Source organism: Patescibacteria group bacterium (assembly GCA_018817715.1).
GTDB lineage: Bacteria > Patescibacteriota > Patescibacteriia > Veblenbacterales > UBA10138 > JAHITT01.
This window is the reverse complement of record JAHITT010000006.1, coordinates 195,086-213,150: the sequence shown is the minus strand read 5'-3', so window position 1 is coordinate 213,150 and position 18,065 is coordinate 195,086. Positions and strand designations below refer to the sequence as shown.

Here is an 18,065-nt window from a genome sequence, read left to right as displayed (position 1 = left end):
AATAGCCCTTAATTTATTTATTAGCTACGGGTTTTAATTTCTTCTAGAAGTTTGTTAATAAAATCTTCTTTATTTATATTAAGTAGTTCTTTTTGGCCACGTACCCGGGCAGCTAATTTACCGGAAGCTATTTCTTTGTCGCCAATAACTAAACTGTAGGGTATTTTTTCTTGGGAAGCTTGTCTTATTTTATTACCCACTGTTTCGTTATTAAAATCCACTTCCACACGCAATTGATGAGTTTTTAATTCAGCGGCCAATTGTTGGCAAAAGTCATGATGATTTTGTCCAACTGGTAATATTTTAACTTGAATAGGTGATAGCCACAGGGGGAAATTGCCAGCTGTTTTTTCTATCATAAAAGCAATGGTTCTTTCCAAAGCGCCTACGGAAGAGCGGTGAATAACGACTGGCTGTTCTTTGATCCCTTGTTCGTTAATATATTCCAGATTGAATCTGGCTGGTAAACAAAAATCGTATTGGATGGTAAAAGCCGTATCTTCTTTACCTAGCACGTTTTTCATTTGAATGTCTATTTTGGGGCCGTAAAAAGCTGCTTCATCCGGAGCTTCTACAAAAGGAGCCTTAAGATCTGTTAATACTTGTTTTAAAGATTTTTCAGCCTCTTGCCATTTGTCTGGAGCGTCGTAATATTTTTTAGTGTTGTTAATATCGCCTAAAGATAGCCGATAGGAATAATCAACTCCTTTTTCAAAACCAAGCTGACCTACAGAAAACTCTATTAAATCAATAACTTCTTTTAATTCAGTTAGTGCTTGATCAGGCCGACAAAAAATATGAGAATCAGCCAAACAAAATGTTCTAACCCTCATTAAACCGGTTAGTTCACCAGATTTTTCGTATCGGTAAAGTTGAGCTAATTCGGCCAACCGCAAAGGTAATTCGCGATAACTGCGTAACTTATCTTTATACAACATAAAATGATGTGGGCAAGTCATTGGCCTTAGGACTAATTTATCCTCATCAATATTCATGACCGGGTACATGGTGTCTTTATAGTAGGGATAATGACCGGAGATTTCGTAAAGTTTTACTCGAGCGATATCGGGTGTAATAACATGTTTATAATCCCGTTTAATTTCTTCATCGGTAATGAATCTTTCTATTTCACGACGAATAGTAGCGCCTTTGTCTGTCCAAAGGGGTAGACCAGGTCCAACTTCTTCAGCAAAAACAAATAAATCCAGTTCTTTACCTAATTTTCGGTGGTCACGTTTTTGCGCTTCAATTCTTAATTCAAGATAATCATTAAGTTCTTGTTGATCGTTAAAAGCTAAGCCGTAAATACGGGTTAACATAATATTAGCTTCGTCACCCCGCCAGTAGGCGCCGGCTAATCTGTCTAATTTGAAGGATTGAGGATCTATTTCTTTTAGGTTATCGGCATGACCGCCACGACATAAGTCGGTGAATTTACCGGAAGTATAGAGAGTTAATTGTTGGGCTTGGTTATTAAATTCTTCTATCAATTCCAATTTGTAAGGATTGTCGGCAAAAAACTCTTTAGCTTCTTTGTAGGAAATATCTTTTTTTTCAAAATTAGACCAGCTAAGTAAAATTTCTTTCATTTTATTTTCTATTTTTGGCAAATCATCTTGGCTAATAGGTTCAGGAAATTCAAAATCATAGTAAAAACCATTTTCTATAGCTGGCCCAATAGTTCTTTTGGTTTGAGGCCAGATTTCTAAAACTGCCGCCGCTAATAAATGAGCGAGGGAGTGTCGTTTAGTAGACAAAATTTCTTCTTTAGTCATAAATTTATTATTTATAAAATAAAACAACCCAAACGATTATAATCGTTTGGGACTCTCATTTAACATGAGGGTGGTTCCACCCAAATTCCCTTGGCTGGTTAAGGCTAGGGCGCTCTTTTAAAAATTGTTTGGCGTGATTAGCCTATAAACTTAAGGAAAGGGCTTGATAAAATCCTTTTGACAATTGGTAGTTGCCACAACTTCACGTCTTATTAAGTATAAAGTTAATTATTAGACTTAGTCAAATGGTCTTAAAAATTATTTTACCTTTAATGTAATGTGTTCCGGTACGGTTGGTACGGTTGTTACCCAAAAGGGAGCCAACTCTGTTTCTACTCTGATTACACCAGGGATGGTATCGAAATAATTTTTTATTTCTTCCGGAGTTCGGCCGATTAAATCATATTTATTAAAGGCTTTATCAGGTTCGGTAATTGTAACCTGGGCTAAAAACTTTATTTTTAAATCAGCAGCTGATGAATCTTCGTTTATTATATCAATATTAATAGTTAGACTTTCTTCCTCAATGGATAAAACTTTTTTGCCGTTTTCTTGATGATTTTGCAGGTAGTCTAGTAATTGGGTACGCAAATCAGCTGACTCATAAAAAATAGCGGTTATTTTTTCAGTTATTTGATATTTAAATTCGCTAGCTGAAGTACCAGCCGGAACGCTTGGTTTTTCGTTAATAGTTTCATTTTGGTAAACCACAGCGTAAGATTTTTCTTCGTTTGGCAATTGTTCCCTTAGTTTGGATAAGGCTTGAGGTACCAACTGGTTGCTTAATTCTTTACGGGCTTGTTCAAAATCTAAAGAGGTAACCTTATTACCTGGTTTGGCTGCTCTTTTCATTGGATTAGTTGACTGGCCGTATATTTTATCTCGTAAGGGTTGTTTAAGACCGGGAATACTAAAACGTCCAGCGGCTATTTCTCCACCTGAGCCAGGTTCATCGGCCACTACTTTTATTTCTATTTTACCCTTAGCCGGTACAGTTACAGTTTCTTGAATTCGGAATAATATGTTATCGGTTGATAATAAACGGGTAGTGGCAATAAGAGTTTGGTCGGCGTTATTTTCGTTTATTAAAGATAATAATCCCGAGGCCTTTTCTTCCAATTCGTCGGAAGGAGAAGCTGGGAAGGTTTTTTCTTGACTTAGTTCCAGTTGTTTTACGGTTGCTTTAATGCCGTTTTGTCCAACTGCTAAGGTAGCTTCCATTACAGTGTTATCGGGTTTTATTTCCAAAGTAATTGTTGCTCGAGCCAAGGAATAGTATAGGATCAACGATGTTATAGCTACTACGGCCACTAAAAAACTTATAACAATCCTTTTGATAGGTAGGTTGTTATTTAGAGGAGTTGGCTCAGTGTCTCGTATTGTTGGTATACGATGACGTGACATAAAAAGATTGGTTAAGGAAAATTACTATTCTTACTATAACAGAATTAGTTTAATAAGTCAGCTAGTTAGACAATCGGGGCCTAATAGTTTTTGGCAGGTTGTTATAAAATCAGATGATAGATTTAAACGATAAGGGGTAGCAATTTTTTTCCAAAAACCGTTTTGATAAATCTCAAAATATACTTTAGTTTGACCAGACCAACGCATAATTAAAGCTTTTAGTTGTTGCATGGCGTCAGTTGAGATATTGGCTGGTAATTTTATGGAGCATTCTTTGGGAAAGGAAGTAGTTTTTTTAAGGGGTTCTTCTTCGGAAGTTTTTGGCTCGTTATTTTTTTTAAGAGAGGCATCAGATAAAAGTTGTAGGGAATTTATTAAAATTTTTCTTTCCCCATTTTTACTGGAGAGTTTTCCTCTGACCATGATTATATTATCGTTAATTAATTGACTGCGATAACGACGATAAGTTTCAGGGAAGGCTATTAATTCGGTATTACCAGTTAAATCTTCGATTGAGCAAAAAGCCATGGCTTCACCTTTTTTGGTATTTATTTCTTTGGTTTTGGTGATTAGCCCGGCTACTGTGACATTTGGTTCCCCTGGTAGTTCATTTAAATTATTTAAAGGAACTGTTTGGACTGTTAATTCATTGGCGTATTTGGAAAAAGGATGTTCACTAACATAAAGACCTAAGAGTTCTTTTTCCCAGCTTAATTTATCATCTTTGTCTGTTTTGTTAGAATTGGTTAATTTTAGAGGTGGTCGAGAGTCTGTTTGGCTACTAGCAAATAGACTGGTTTGTTTAGAAGCTTTAAGTTTAGAAGCGTTTTTAGCATAGGCCAAAAGCTCATTCATATTATCCAACAACTGCTGTCTTTCGGGGTGCAGACTGTCTAAGGCGCCACATTTAGTAAGGCTGTCTAAATATTTTTTTGATATGTCCTTGCCCGACAAACGCCAAAGCAGATCTTCTAAATTGGCAAATTTGCCATTTTGTTTTCGTTCGCGGATTACGGAAGCTACCACTTGTTCACCTAGATTTTTAACAGCGTTTAATCCAAAGCGGATCATGTTATCGTTTATAACTGTGAAAGTTGATAAACTTTCATTTATATCCGGTGGTAAAACTTGTATGTTAAGTCTTTTACATTCAGCTACAGCTTGGGCAATAGTCGGTAAGTCACCAGCTTCAGCTGTCATTAAAGCAGACATGAATTCTGTTGGATAATTGGCTTTTAAATAAGCTGTTTGGTAGGCTACGATGCCGTAAGAAGCGGCGTGCGATTTGTTAAAACCATAAGCGGCAAAAGGTTCAATTAGCTCCCAAAGCTGTAGAGCTTTTTTTTCTTTTAAGCCGCCGGTAATACAGCCGGTAATAAACTTTTCTTTTTGTCGGGCCATTTCCTTAAGAATTTTTTTACCCATGGCTTTACGAAGCTTATCAGCTTCTAGCCAGCTATAACCAGCTAATTCAATAGCTATTAAAAGGACATCATCTTGGTAAGTAATAATACCGTAGGAATCTTTAAGAATTTTTTCTAAACGAGGATCAAGATAGGAAATCATTTTAGGGTTATGTTTCCGTTTGATAAATTCTGGTATGGAATTCATTGGGCCAGGCCGAAAAAGGGCGACCATAGCCATAATATCCGTGATACTAGACGGTTTAAGTTCTTTGAGATAGCGAGTCATGCCACTACCGCCTAATTGGAACATACCCATAGTTTCTCCTTGAGCCATTAAGGAAAAAGTTTTTTCATCATTTAAAGGAATACTGCCTAAGTCTATATTGACGTTTTTGGTTTTTTTAATTATTTCAACAGCATTACCCATGATAGACAGGTTGCGAATACCCAAAAAGTCCATTTTAACCAAGCCAGCATCTTCACATGACCACATGTCGTACTGGGTTATAACATGCTTACCTTCGCCATCGTATTGTAAGGGGGTGTAGTCGGTTAAGGGGGTAGGTGAAATAACCACACCGGCAGCGTGGACTGAAGAATGCCGAACACAACCTTCAACTTTTTGCGCCAGGCTAAGCAGTTGGCTGATTTGCGGGTCATTATCGTTTAGTTCTTTTAGTTCTTGGTTTTCTTGCAAGGCTCTTTTTATAGTCATAGGAAAACCTTGTTGGCCAAAAGGGATTAGTTTAGCCACTCGATCACATAAACTATATGGGTAACCTAAAGCTCGGCCGACATCACGTACGGCTGCTCGGGCGGCCATAGTTCCAAAAGTAACTATTTGAGCCACATGATCAATTCCGTATTTGGCAGTTACGTAAGCGATTACCTGATCACGTTTATTATCGGAAAAATCCATATCAACATCAGGTGGAGACGGTCTTTCTGGATTAAGAAATCGTTCAAAGGGCAAATTATAAGTTAGGGGATTAACCGTAGTAATACCTATTAAAAAAGAAGCTAAACTGCCGGCGGCGCTACCTCGAGTAGTAGCTATAATACCTTGCTGTCTGGCCCAGTTTACAAAGTCAGCTACGACCAAAAAATAACTGGCATAGCCTTTTTTCATTATGATATTTAATTCGTATTCCAATCGTTGCCTAACATCTTCCGTAACGCCAGTTTTATAATGTTTGGCCAGACCGTGTTCGGTCAGTAATCTTAAATAGGCTTCGGGTGTTTCTTTTTCTGGTGTTGGGTAGGTAGGAAAAAATCTTTGACCTAAAGAAATATCTACGTTCAGTTCATCAGCTAAATCGCCGGCGTTGTCTAGGGCGTCGTGGAAGTCTGGCAATTCTTGGCGTAGCTCGGCTTCGGTTTTAAGGGAGCTATCTACCTTCCTCATATCCAGTCTTTTATCATCGGTGACGGTTTTGCCGGTTTGGATGCAGACCATTATGTCTTGAGCAGCAGCATCTTCTTTTTCTAAGTAATGGCAATCTTGGGTGGCCACTAAGGGGATACTTAATTCTTTACCCCATTGTCGTAAAGATTTATTTAGTTCAATTTGTTCTGTTAATTCCGGATGTGATTGAATTTCTAAGTAAAAATTTTCTTCGCCAAATATTTGTTGATAGTTTCGTATGGTTTTTTTTATTTTTTTAGTGTCACCTAATTTTATAGCTTGCGGTATTTCACCTTTTAAACAAGCAGATAAACCCACCAAACCTTCAGCGTATCGGGCTAAAGTGGCTTGATCAATTCGAGGTTTATAATAAAAACCTTGTAGATGGGCAATAGAGGATAATTTAATTAGGTTGCGGTAACCTTGTAAATTTCTAGCTAACAGGACTAAATGATAATTATGGTCATCTATTTTGGTTTGTTTGTCTACTAAGCGTCTAGGGGCAACATAGGTTTCCATACCTAATATAGGTTTTAATCCGGCAGTTGTGGCTTCTTTGTAAAACTCCACCAAACCGTACATTACTCCATGGTCGGTTAAAGCCAAAGAAGTAAAACTTTTGTTTTTGGCATTGGCTACTAGATCGGGTATTTTAGGCAGGCCATCAAGCAAGGAGTAATGGGAGTGTACGTGAAGGTGGGAAAAATTAGACATAATAAATAAAAACACGAATCAAGAATTATGGGTCGTGATTATAATATTTTTAGGGTTTTTAAGAGTTCTTAATTCGCGGCTTGTAAGGGTTTTTTATTTTTTCTTAGTAGAGGAGGTTTTTTGGGTTAATTTTTTTTCCAAGATGTAGCCGACTAAATCTTTTAAGCCAACGGCTAAAATAGATAAATAAGAAGCAGAACTTTCTAGTTTTTCTTTTACCAGATTGATTAGATTTTCTAATTTTAGAGCACCTTGTTCAATCAGGGCGGTTATTTTGACTAAGCGTCGGATGATAACTAGGGCGTAAATTAACAGCCAGCCTAGTAAAAAAGAAACACCGACTACTGAAATAGCAATAGCGATATTTAGTATGTCGGCACTAGTTTGTAGATACATAAATTATTGTTTAAGAGTAACTTTTTTAAGTATAGCATAAAGCCCTGCTGGGCATACATTATTTATGCTATTATATATAATATATGGATGAGTTAAATAATCAACAGCTTAAGCTGGGTTATTGGTATATTAAACATAAAGAAACTTTGCAGGCCGGTATTTTTGGTGTAGTTGGAGCCGGATTAGTTTTGTTATTGGTGTATGCTGGTTGGCAAATAACTTCTTTGCTTCTTAATTGGAAAAATGAAGAGTTAATGTTAAAACAATTGGTGGAAAGTCGTGTAGAAACTTATGATTATAATCAACGGCACGCTCCAGAGGAAATTGCCGTAGGTTATAAAGCGGCCGTACCAGCCGGGGTTGGTCGGTATGATTTAGTGGTGGCTATTAGGAATAATAATGCTAATTGGGCGATTACGGATTTTTCTTATAGTTTATTAGTTGAGGGGCAAGAATTTAAGGGTACAAATTTTCTTTTACCGCAGGAAGATAAATATTTGATTATACCTCAGGTGGAGTTAAAGTATCGTCCGTCCCAATTCGATTTAGAAATTACTAATTTAAGTTGGCGGCGTATTCGAGAAAATAATAGCTATGCTTGGTCTAATTTTTCTGTCAAAAATGAAAAGTTTGAACAATTGTTTGCTGAAGGAGATGGTCAAGCCAGTTCTAGTTTAAAATTTTCTTTAATGAATTTATCAGCTTATGGTTATTTGCAGGTGCCAGTTAATGCAATTTTATTGCGTGGTAATGAAGTGGTAGCGGTGGCTCGTCAGATTTTGCCTGAATTAATTAGTGGTCAAACTAAAGAGATGGAATTTTATTGGCCAGGGCAGGTTATTTATGCTGACAAACTTTTAATAAAACCAGAAGTGAATATTTTTAGAAGCGATAGTATTTTAACGTTTTAATTGATGTGGTTGAAGATTAAAGGATTTTTTATCGGTTTAGATGTTACTTTGTTGCTGTTGACTTTTTTGTTGATGTGCATAGGTTTAGCCGAAATATATTCCAGCGCTTTAACTAGGCCAGAGCTGTTACCTTTTTTTTGGCGGCAATTATCAGCTGCTGGTTTAGGTTTGGTAGCTTTATTGGTTATTTCCTTGGTTGATTATAGAATTTATCGTTCTTGGTCGCGTTTGATATATTTTGGGGGCTTAGTTTTGTTGGTAGCTGTTTTGCTATTTGGTCAAACCGTGCGTGGTACAACTGGTTGGTTTAATTTGGGTTATTTTAATTTTCAACCAGTGGAGTTAGTTAAATTTTTTTGGGTTATTGTTTTGGCTGGTTATTTAGCTCAGGCTGGACCACCCTTAACTTGGAGTAAAACATTTTGGGCAACAGTTCTTTTATTGCCTTTAGTTTTTTTGATATTAGTACAGCCGGATTTCGGTTCAGCTTTTTTACTTTTATCAGTTTGGGGTGTTTTGTTGGCGGCGGTGCCTAAAACTAAGCAATGGTGGTTTGTTATGTTGGGTTTGGTGGCGGTAGTGGCTTTGGTAGGTAGTTTTTTCTTAAAAGATTATCAACGACAACGTTTGTCTAATTTATTTAATCCTCAATCTGACAGATTAGGTAGTGGTTACAATGTAACGCAATCGGTTATTGCTGTGGGTTCAGGGGGCTTATGGGGTCGGGGTTTGGGTTTGGGTACACAGAGCCAGCTTAAATTTTTACCAGAACAACACACGGATTTTATTTTTGCTTCTATTGCCGAAGAATTGGGATTAATTGGCAGTTTATTAGTTTTGACTTTGTGGGGCGCTTGGTTTGGGCGCTTGGTTTGGTTATTGCGACGTTTAAGGGATGATTTTGCTGTTTTGTTAGCAGTGGGCATTTTTAGTATTTTTGCCACCCAGGTTACTTTTAATATCGGCATGAATATTGGTTTATTTCCGGTGGTTGGCTTAACTTTACCTTTTTTGAGTTATGGCGGCTCTTCTTTAATAATGAGCTTGGCAGCGGTGGGTATTTTATTGAATTTATTCCGTCATTATGGTCGGGGAGCCCCGCAAGAAGCTTTACCCGAGATTGACAGGCGGGCCTCATCTTTGGTATTATAATTGGCACAATTTAACATTTATTGGTTGGTGGTTTTATGACAAATGATGGTAAAGGTAATCAATTATCTAAAGAGATTTTGCATTTAGTGTCATATTGTCCTTTATGTCAGGCTCCGGCTCGGCCTAAGAAAATAAGAGTTTTACAGACTAAGGATGATAATCAACTAATTCATATAGATTGTAGCTTGTGTCATAGCTCAATTTTAGCTCTGGTTATTAACTCTGGTTATGGAGTTACTTCAGTCGGTTTGGCTACAGATTTAACGGACGAAGAAGCAATGCATTTTCAGAACAGCCCCAAAATAACCACTGATGATGTCATAGCCATCCATGATTTACTTTTTAATTATTTATAAATTATGATAAAATTATCTGTTTCTTCTAGAAGCGATCAAGGTAAGACGGTTAAAAAAATAAGAACGCAAGGTTTAGTGCCGGGTGTTGTTTATGGTAATAGTGTAGATAATCAGCCGGTGTCTGTTGATAAATTAGTCTTTGATAAAATTTATCGTCAAGTTGGTGAAAGTAGTTTATTTGATTTAGTGGTAGACGGTCGGGAGCCAGTTAAGGTTTTGGTTAAAGAAGTTCAGATTCATCCGACTACTGGACAGGTTAGGCATGTGGATTTTCATCAAATAAAAATGGACGAAAAACTTACTGTGGAAGTTCCAATTAAATTTATCGGTGAGCCTAAGGCGGTTAAAGAATTAGGTGGTATTTTGGTAAAAAATATAAGCTCTATAGAAGTGGAATGTTTGCCTAAAGACTTGGTTCATGAAATAGAGGTGGATATTACTGGTTTGGCTGAATTTAATAAAGGCTTGTTGATTAAAGAAATTAAACTGCCCCAAGGCCTTAAATTGATTAGCGGTGGTGAAGAAGTTTTGGTGGTGGTAACAGAACCTAGATCGGAAGCGGAATTGGAAGAACTTAAGCAAGAAGTTAAAGAAGATGTTTCTAAGATAGCTAAAGTGGAAGATAAAGAAGGTAAGGAGGATGAAGACGAAGAAAAGGATTCTTCTGATAAATAATTTTAAATTAAAAAATACCCTTCTGTTTAGACAGAGGGGTATTTTTTTAAATATCTGTCGTGAAAATTGGTTGATTATTATAGGTTTTGCCGTATTTAACCAACCATTTATTTTCGTTTGACACTAAAAATTTTTCATTTTTTTCATTTATATCCAAGATTATTCTTTCAGTGTCAAAAGTTATTTTGTTTATAACCAGGCCGATGTTTTTTTGGCCATTGGTTATAACAACAGTCAAAGGGAATTGTTTGTTGTAGTTTCTGGCCAAATATTCCCAGTGTTCTATTAATGTTTGCATCTGCGCCTCTGTTTTTATTTAGAAAAAGTTATAAGTCGGTCTTTTTGATTAAGATCTTTTTGTATATCTATTTGATAAGGTTTTACTAAAGTCTTATTGAGGAGTTTTAAAGGAGCGATTAATTCTGGGCTAATTTCCATTATAAGGTAATCGGGCCAATAAGTATTGGTCCAGCTGGTTAGTTGGTTAAAAAAATCTTTATACCAAGTAAGTCCATCTGGTCCGCCCCATAAGGCTAAGTAAGGTTCTTTTTTAAGAGCCAGGGAATATGTTTGGTTACTTAAATAAGGCGGGTTAGTTACTATAAGATAGGGAAGGTTTTTAGAGGTTAGTATTTTTTTAATAGGTTTTAGTTTGTCGCCTTGATAAAAAGATAAATTGGTTAATTGATGATTTAAGGCATTCTGGCGGGCTACTTTTAAGGCTTTTTTAGATAAGTCTGTGGCGATTATTTTATTATTCGGCAGGTTACTAGCTAAGGCTATAGCTAGACAGCCACTACCAGTGCCTAAATCTATTATGGTTTTAATGTCTGGTCGGTTAGTTATTTTTTTTAAAGTTTGTTCAACTAACAATTCACTGTCCGGTCTGGGCACTAGTACGTGTTTGTTTAAATAAAAATTTAATCCGTAGAATTCTTTGTTTTTTACAAGATAGGCGATGGGCCAACCTTTTTTTCGTAAATTTAAAAAATAAACCCATTTAATTTTTTGCCAAAGATTAAGTTTGGTTGTTTGGTGGGTGCTGATTTTTGTAACGTTAGTTTTAAGGCAGTAAGCCAATAAAACTTCAGCGTCCAAAATAGGTGACGGGCTGATATTAAGTTGTTTAATAGCCTGTTGCCAGGCTTGTTGAACAGTCATTAGCCAAGGATTTTTTTACATTCATTCACTATTTCTTCAATTTGTCCATCCATAATAACTGGTAAGTCATGCCAATTCATTTTTAAACGATGGTCAGTCAGGCGGTCTTGTGGAAAATTATAAGTTCTTATTTTTTCTGATCGGTCAGCCGAACCGATTTGTGCTCGACGGGAAGAATCTCTAACTTGCCTTTGCTCTTCAATTTGACGGGCTAGTAAGCGGGATCTTAAAACCGCCATGGCTTTTTCTTTATTTTGCTTTTGTGATCTTTCGTCCTGACAAATAACAGTTAGGCCGGTTGGTAAATGAACTATTCTAATGGCTGAATAGGTAGTATTAACGCTTTGGCCGCCGTGTCCAGAAGCGGTGGTGGCTTCAATTTTTAAGTCTTCTTGTTTAATGTCTATATCCACGCTGGCCGCTTCCGGTAGAACCGCCACGGTAATGGTGGAGGTGTGAACCCGACCGTTTTTTTCCGTGGCTGGTACACGTTGAACGCGATGAACACCACTTTCATATTTTAAATAAGAATAAACTCTTTGGCCGGTAATTTCAAAAATTATTTCTTTATAACCCCCGAGTTCATTGCGGCTAGAAGACATTATTTTTGCTTGCCAGCTTTTTCTTTCGGCAAATCTTGAGTACATACGGAATATTTCCGCGGAAAATAAGGCTGCTTCGTCTCCGCCGGCACCAGCTCTTATTTCCACGATGGTATTTTTGGCATCTAAAGGATCTGTAGGTTCTAAAAGTTCAGTTAAGTCGCTTTCGGTGCTTAAAATTTGTTTTTTAACTTCGGTTAATTCTTCAGCGGCTAACTCTCTAAGCTCGGCGTCATTTTCGTTTTGTAGACTATTTTGTAAATTAGTTTGTTGTTCTAGGAGGTGGTTTAATTTGTCCCCCAAATCAGCTATTTCTTTAGCTTCACTATAAGCGCGATTAACATTAGCCAATTTATTTTGGTCGTTAAAAATTTCTGGTTGTTGCAGTTGATTAGCTAAATCAGTCAGCTGTTGTTGATTTTTTTTAAGATGAAAAGGTAAATCCATATTTTAATTCTATATTATTATGGTTGATAATCCCATGTGGACAAATAAAAACTACCCCGATTTTGGCTGGTATCAGCCTAAAAGGCACGGGGTAGTTTTTAATAACTGTTTTAAGCAGCTTTATCAGCTGTTTTAGGTTTGAGTTTTTTTTCCGTAGCGACTTTGGTGCGAGCAGTTCGTTTTTTAAAGCGGTCGACTCGGCCGGCAGCGTCTAAGATTTTTTGCTTACCCGTGTAAAAAGGGTGGCAATTAGAACAAATTTCCACGTGAATTTCTTCAATTGTGGAACCTACGGTAAAGGTGTTGCCACAAGCGCAAATTGCTTTGGCTTTGGTATGATATTTAGGATGGATATCGGTTTTCATAGTGTGGCCAAGTGTAACATATAAATTAGTCTTTGACAAGGGGTCGGCTTTAATTTTAATTTAATCTTGCCAAACTTGCCAAAAAAACAAAAAAGGTTTATAATTTCGTCACTTAATCAATCATGCCTGTTATTGGCTGATTCCTTGAATCCGTTAGCATTTTGCCCGGGTTTTTATCAGCCATTTAAAGTAACCGGCAGTAGCCTGTCAGCAAATAAGCTGGCGGGGTAAAGGAGTCTATTTTTTTATGCCAAAAATACCATCTTTGTTAGAAATGCTTAAAGCCGGGGTGCATTTTGGTCACCAAAAGGCCAAATGGCATCCTAAAATGCGGGATTTTATTTATACTGTTCGACATGATATACACATTTTAGATTTGGAAAAAACCAGTCAAAAATTGGAAGATACCTTAAAGGTTTTGCATAATATCGTGGCTGCTGGTGGAATTGTTTTGTTTGTGAGTTTAAAAAAGCAAGCCAATGAGGTTGTTAAGGAAGCGGCTACTAAGACCGGTATGCCTTACATAGTAGAGCGCTGGTTGGGCGGGGTTTTTACGAATTTTGGAGTAATTTCTAAATTAATTAGTCGTTTGGAAAAACTAGAACAAGAAAAGACTAATGGTTTGTGGGAAAAATATTCTAAAAAAGAACAATTAGAAAAAGACAGGGATTTTAAAAAATTAGAAGCAGCTATTAGTGGTATTCGTGCCATGAGAAAATTACCTCAAGTAATTTTTTTGGTTGGTACTCGTGAGGGTAAAAATGCCATTCGGGAAGCACATAAGGTTAAAGTACCGGTAATGGCTTTGGTGGATACTAACACCAACCCCAGTTTGGTGGATTACGCTATTCCGTCCAACGATGATGCTTTAAATTCCATAAAATTGATTGTTGGTTTGGCCGCCGAAACCGTTGTAGAAGCCAAGGCCGAGTTTTTAAGCCAGGCAGCTCCAACTCAAACTGTTAAAGTTCAAGAATAATTAATATTTTCGGAGAGGAAAATACTTATGATTACAGCACAAGATGTTCAAAAATTGCGTCAGTTAACTGGCGCTGGCATGATGGATGCCAAAAAAGCTTTAACCGAGGCTAGTGGCGATTTAGAAAAAGCTACGGATATTTTAAGGAAAAAAGGTGGCAAAATAGCTATGAGCCGAGGCGCTAGAGCGACTGGTCAAGGTTTGGTAGAATCTTATATTCATGCCGGCGGGCAAGTAGGTTCTATGGTAGAAGTTTTATGTGAAACAGATTTTGTGGCTAGGACGGATCAATTTAAAGAATTAGTTCATGATTTAGCTATGCAAGTAACGGCTAGTAGCCCCTTATTTTTGTCGACCGAAGATGTGCCAGCTGAAGTGGTGGAGCGGGAAAAAAGGGTTTATCAGGAACAATTGGCCACCGAGGGTAAAACTGGTGATATGTTAGTTAAGATTATTGAAGGGAAAATTCAAAAGTATTATCAAGAAATATGTTTGTTAGAGCAACCTTTTTTTAAAGATGATAAATTAAAAGTTAAAGATGTGGTAACTGAAGCCATAGCCAGGACAGGTGAAAATATTAAAATAAAGCGTTTTTGTCGTTTTGAATTGGCTGGCCCTGGTGTTACTTGCACAGTTAAGGAATAAGTTATTAATTTGTTTTTATGATTTAAGAGCGGTAAAATCAAAAAGGATTTACCGCTTTTATTATTTTAATCAAGGTGGGTAAAATTAGAACAGACCAAAATTATTTATTAATTATGAAAAAAAATATTCACAAGACGATATTATTAAAATTATCTGGCGAAGCTTTGGGTGGTTTAGGCCAGGGTATTAATGTTAAAACTTTAAATAAAACCGCTACGACAATAAATAAACTACAAGCCAGTGGTTTAAGACTAGCCATAGTTATGGGCGCTGGTAATTGGTGGCGTAAGCGTCAGCAAGGCCAGGGTATGGATCCTAAGACGGCTGATTATATAGGAATTACTGCCACCTTAATGAATGCTTTGGCTTTGCAACAAGCTTTACAAAAATTAAAAGTAAAAGCAATTGTGCAAACTTTTGTGGGCAGTGAAATAGAATTAACAGAACCTATTAATAAAAAGAAAGCTCAAACAACTTTAAAGCAGGGTCAGGTAGTTATCTTTGCCGGCGGTACGGGTAGACCCTTTTTTACCACTGATACGGCCGCGGCTAAGCAGGCGGTTATGATTAAGGCGGATTTATTGCTTAAAACAGGGCCGGTGGATGGAGTTTATGATAAAGATCCTAATAAATACAAAGCGGCTAAAAAATTTTTGAAATTAGAAATGAAACAAGCTATTAAATTGGGTCTTAAGGTAATGGATCAGCAAGCTTTTGTAATTTGCCAAAAAAATAAAATTCCGATTTTAGTGTGTAAGTGGGGTAGTGCTAAACGCTTGGTTGGTTGTTTGAAGGCGGGGCGAGGCGGGACACTGGTTAGACCATAAAGTTTTTATCTGGTATTAAACTGCCACCATATTTAAGCCCTGGTAACAGAGCGGAAGTTGCCTGACAGATAAGTCAAGGCGTGTTTGTGGTAGATTCAGGACCCGCCTGCCATTTGACTGTCCTTAAGTATCAGTGCGTAAATAAGCGATACACTAAAACTAAATTCCTATCTTTATCTGGAGTACAGGCTATGGCGGGCAGGTAGCCTTGGCCTGGCAGGCAACGAGCACTGTAGGGGCTTAAATATGGTGGCAATTCTTGCACCACTTCTTTTAAAGAAGTGGTTATAATTACTTATTTAATTACGTAATTAAATATATATCTAATCCTTTCTTTTAAAGAAAGGATTACAAAGAATCGCCGCTAGAGTCCTCGCTTGGCTTACGCTCCGCAAGCCAACCTGCGGATAGCGGCGGCGAGGTGATATAAATACTTGAACGCCTCAGGTTGTTTGTTTAATTGAGGCGTTGGTTTGGGCTAAAATTTGACATTTTTTGTTAAAGTAGTAAATTTAACACATTAAAAATAAAAAATTGTTCCAAGAAGTAAGACGGTCTGTAAAGAAAGGCCAACCAAAAATAAGTCTTAACGTTTATAAGTCTTTTATAAAGCTATAAACATAGTAAGATAAAAAATAAATTGGAAAGTCTTATTTCTTAATAGTCCTTGTTCTTTAAAATCCTGCCTCTGTTAGTACCATAACTAACAGAAACAATTAATTAACTAATTTTAAACCGGAGGTACAAATTGGTACTAAATCCAAGCGTTTTTGTTTGCGTTGTACCCGATTTCGTACCCGCTGATATTTGTTGCGGGTATAGTCAAGTCCAGGTTGCTTTTAATGAACTCCCTAGGCCACCTGGTGCGTAATACTTCCTTTTTGGTTTTTAACAATTAATTAACAAAAAACAAATTTAAGGGGATTCAAAATGAATGTAAAAAAAGTTTTTATCCCTTTGCTAGGATTATTATTTACTCTATTAATATTCAATGTTCAGACAAATGTGGATAATAGCGTAAATGACAATACTAACGTTGTGGCAATGGCAGCTGAAAATGATTTAGCACCGCCGGTAGCTACAACAGATAGCAATCAATTTGAAAAAGCTCAGGTAGAAAACAGCACCGTAATATTGCAAACAGTTAATGAAGCGGCGACTCAGAATAGTCTGAATCAGGTAAATTTCAATGGTATCTCTGCAACAAATCTTGATGTAAACTTAACATCTAACGTATCTTACAACCCGGCACAGAGCGAAGAAAACACGTTGAACAACAATAACAACGAAGCCGTGGTGGTTCAGAATAGTAACAACTCTGTAGTAAACTATGTATCTTACAATTCGGCGCAGGCTACAAATAATTTGTTAAATGATAACAACAATGTAGCACTGGTAGCTGGTAACAACAATTTGGTGATGAATTTTAACAATGCACCCTGCAACGTACAAAATAATGCCGCAAATAATTCTAACCGGCCCGTGTCTTCGGAGGTGGCACGACTCAGCGATAAAAATGATAATTTGCTGATGACACACAACAATGCAGCCGGTAACGCTAATACAAACATGATGAAGAGATTAACATAACATTTCTGTGGTGCGGGTATCAAAAGTCTTTAAGGAAAGACAGACCCGCACCATTATTTATTTTAAAAACTAAGGCTAACAAAGGCCTTCTTTTTTTATGTTAAAAAAGCTATAATAAGAGTGCTTATTTTTAAAGATTTATATTATGCCTAGCCTTAAGAAATCAGTTACTAAAATTGCTATTAACGGCTTTGGTCGCATTGGCCGGGCGGCTTTTAAAATTGCCTTAACCAAACCGAATTTAAAAGTGGTAGCCATTAACGATTTAATGGCGCCGGAAATTTTGGCTCATTTATTAAAGTACGACACGGTTTACGGTGTTTTTAATAAGGAAGTGTCTTATGATAATAAACACTTGATTGTAGATGGTATTAAGTATTTAGTCACAGCTGAAAAAGAGCCGGACAAATTGCCCTGGCAAAAATTAGAAGTGCAAGCGGTTTTAGAATGTACTGGTCGGTTTACTAAAAAACAAGATGCTAGTTTGCATCTTAAAGCTGGGGCGCAAAAAGTGGTTTTGTCGGCGCCAGCTAAAGGCGGGGAAGTGCCAACAGTTATTTTGGGGGTAAGCGATGTGGATAAACTGCAAGATAAAATAATATCCAATGCTTCTTGTACTACCAATTGTATTACGCCAATTGCTCAGGTAATGCAGGAAAATTTTCGTATTCATAAGGCCATGATGACCACTATTCATTCTTATACAGCCGAGCAGAACTTGGTGGATGGTCCGCCACCAGCTCGGCATAACGATATGCGCCGAGCTAGGGCGGCTGCCCAAAATATAGTACCTACTAGCACTGGGGCAGCTTTAGCTACAGCCGAAGTTATACCTAAATTAAAAGGTGTGTTTGATGGATTGGCGGTACGCGTACCCACGATTTGCGTGTCTTTATCCGATTTTACTTTTTTGGTTAGGGAAAAAAATTTAACAGTAGCCAAAATTAACGCTGCTTTTAAAAAAGCTGCCCGTAGCAAACAATATCGCGGTGTTTTGGAAGTAACCGACCAACCTTTGGTTTCTTCGGACTTTATTGGTAACCCGGCTTCGGTAATTGTGGATTTGTCTTTAACTCAGGTGGTAGACGGCAATATGGTTAAAGTAATTGGTTGGTACGACAATGAATGGGGTTATTCTAATAGATTGGTGGAATTGGCGGAAAAGATAAGTTAAGTTAATTAAAAGGTTAAGAATTTGAGTACTAATATTAGAATTGAGGAGTGCGAATTGTTAGAGTGATAATAGTAGTAATTC

At 37.1% G+C, this 18,065-nt stretch carries 17 protein-coding genes; 9 read left to right on the top strand and 8 right to left on the bottom strand.

Annotated features, from left to right (window positions below; all coding sequences use genetic code 11):
- Positions 1–20: 20 nt before the first annotated feature.
- The 4 genes from thrS to KKC17_04115 all read right to left on the bottom strand — a co-directional run bounded on the left by thrS (position 21) and on the right by KKC17_04115 (position 7,100).
- Positions 21–1,775: a threonine--tRNA ligase gene (gene thrS / locus KKC17_04130; GenBank protein ID MBU1039379.1), complete on the bottom strand. Its 1,755-nt coding sequence runs from the start codon at positions 1,773–1,775 to the stop codon at positions 21–23.
- 258 nt (positions 1,776–2,033) lie between these two features.
- The gene (locus KKC17_04125) at positions 2,034–3,179 is read right to left on the bottom strand and encodes a baseplate J/gp47 family protein (protein MBU1039378.1); all 1,146 of its coding nucleotides are present in this window, start codon (positions 3,177–3,179) and stop codon (positions 2,034–2,036) included.
- A gap of 57 nt (positions 3,180–3,236) precedes the next feature.
- The gene (locus KKC17_04120; GenBank protein MBU1039377.1) at positions 3,237–6,704 is read right to left on the bottom strand and encodes a DNA polymerase III subunit alpha; all 3,468 of its coding nucleotides are present in this window, start codon (positions 6,702–6,704) and stop codon (positions 3,237–3,239) included.
- 93 nt (positions 6,705–6,797) lie between these two features.
- On the bottom strand, positions 6,798–7,100 hold the full coding sequence (locus KKC17_04115; GenBank protein MBU1039376.1) for a hypothetical protein: 303 nt from the start codon (positions 7,098–7,100) through the stop codon (positions 6,798–6,800).
- An 83-nt stretch (positions 7,101–7,183) separates the two neighbouring features.
- Here KKC17_04115 and KKC17_04110 point away from each other — a divergent pair, with 83 nt between their 5' ends.
- The 4 genes from KKC17_04110 to KKC17_04095 are packed head-to-tail and all read left to right on the top strand — an operon-like array spanning position 7,184 to position 10,194.
- Complete coding sequence (locus tag KKC17_04110) at positions 7,184–8,011, top strand: hypothetical protein (GenBank protein MBU1039375.1); 828 nt, start codon at positions 7,184–7,186, stop codon at positions 8,009–8,011.
- Between the two features lie 3 nt (positions 8,012–8,014).
- On the top strand, positions 8,015–9,163 hold the full coding sequence (rodA, locus tag KKC17_04105; protein MBU1039374.1) for a rod shape-determining protein RodA: 1,149 nt from the start codon (positions 8,015–8,017) through the stop codon (positions 9,161–9,163).
- Positions 9,164–9,198: 35 nt separating this feature from the next.
- A complete protein-coding gene (locus KKC17_04100; GenBank protein MBU1039373.1) occupies positions 9,199–9,519 on the top strand; it encodes a hypothetical protein in 321 nt (106 codons plus the stop codon).
- A 3-nt stretch (positions 9,520–9,522) separates the two neighbouring features.
- Positions 9,523–10,194 carry a 50S ribosomal protein L25 gene (locus KKC17_04095; GenBank protein ID MBU1039372.1) on the top strand — a complete coding sequence of 224 codons (672 nt, stop codon included), beginning with the start codon at positions 9,523–9,525 and terminating at the stop codon, positions 10,192–10,194.
- Positions 10,195–10,240: 46 nt separating this feature from the next.
- Here KKC17_04095 and KKC17_04090 read toward each other — a convergent pair whose 3' ends face one another.
- From KKC17_04090 to rpmE, 4 genes are all read right to left on the bottom strand, one after another.
- Complete coding sequence (locus tag KKC17_04090) at positions 10,241–10,492, bottom strand: hypothetical protein (protein MBU1039371.1); 252 nt, start codon at positions 10,490–10,492, stop codon at positions 10,241–10,243.
- Positions 10,493–10,506: 14 nt separating this feature from the next.
- Positions 10,507–11,355 carry a peptide chain release factor N(5)-glutamine methyltransferase gene (gene prmC, locus KKC17_04085; GenBank protein MBU1039370.1) on the bottom strand — a complete coding sequence of 283 codons (849 nt, stop codon included), beginning with the start codon at positions 11,353–11,355 and terminating at the stop codon, positions 10,507–10,509.
- The gene (prfA, locus tag KKC17_04080; protein ID MBU1039369.1) at positions 11,355–12,404 is read right to left on the bottom strand and encodes a peptide chain release factor 1; all 1,050 of its coding nucleotides are present in this window, start codon (positions 12,402–12,404) and stop codon (positions 11,355–11,357) included. Before prfA ends, prmC begins: the two co-directional genes overlap by 1 nt.
- A gap of 110 nt (positions 12,405–12,514) precedes the next feature.
- Positions 12,515–12,769, bottom strand: coding sequence for a 50S ribosomal protein L31 (gene rpmE / locus KKC17_04075; GenBank protein MBU1039368.1), 255 nt, complete (start codon positions 12,767–12,769; stop codon positions 12,515–12,517).
- A gap of 247 nt (positions 12,770–13,016) precedes the next feature.
- On the opposite strand from rpmE, the gene rpsB reads away from it, so the two are divergent.
- The 5 genes from rpsB (at position 13,017) to gap (ending at position 17,984) form a co-directional block, all read left to right on the top strand.
- Complete coding sequence (rpsB, locus tag KKC17_04070) at positions 13,017–13,748, top strand: 30S ribosomal protein S2 (GenBank protein MBU1039367.1); 732 nt, start codon at positions 13,017–13,019, stop codon at positions 13,746–13,748.
- Positions 13,749–13,775: 27 nt separating this feature from the next.
- The gene (locus KKC17_04065; protein MBU1039366.1) at positions 13,776–14,393 is read left to right on the top strand and encodes an elongation factor Ts; all 618 of its coding nucleotides are present in this window, start codon (positions 13,776–13,778) and stop codon (positions 14,391–14,393) included.
- A 113-nt stretch (positions 14,394–14,506) separates the two neighbouring features.
- Positions 14,507–15,220 carry a uridine monophosphate kinase gene (locus KKC17_04060; GenBank protein MBU1039365.1) on the top strand — a complete coding sequence of 238 codons (714 nt, stop codon included), beginning with the start codon at positions 14,507–14,509 and terminating at the stop codon, positions 15,218–15,220.
- Positions 15,221–16,150: 930 nt separating this feature from the next.
- Positions 16,151–16,810 (top strand): hypothetical protein, encoded by a 660-nt coding sequence (locus tag KKC17_04055; protein MBU1039364.1) that lies wholly within the window; start codon positions 16,151–16,153, stop codon positions 16,808–16,810.
- A gap of 145 nt (positions 16,811–16,955) precedes the next feature.
- Positions 16,956–17,984 (top strand): type I glyceraldehyde-3-phosphate dehydrogenase, encoded by a 1,029-nt coding sequence (gap, locus tag KKC17_04050; protein MBU1039363.1) that lies wholly within the window; start codon positions 16,956–16,958, stop codon positions 17,982–17,984.
- The last annotated feature ends 81 nt before the right edge of the window (positions 17,985–18,065 follow it).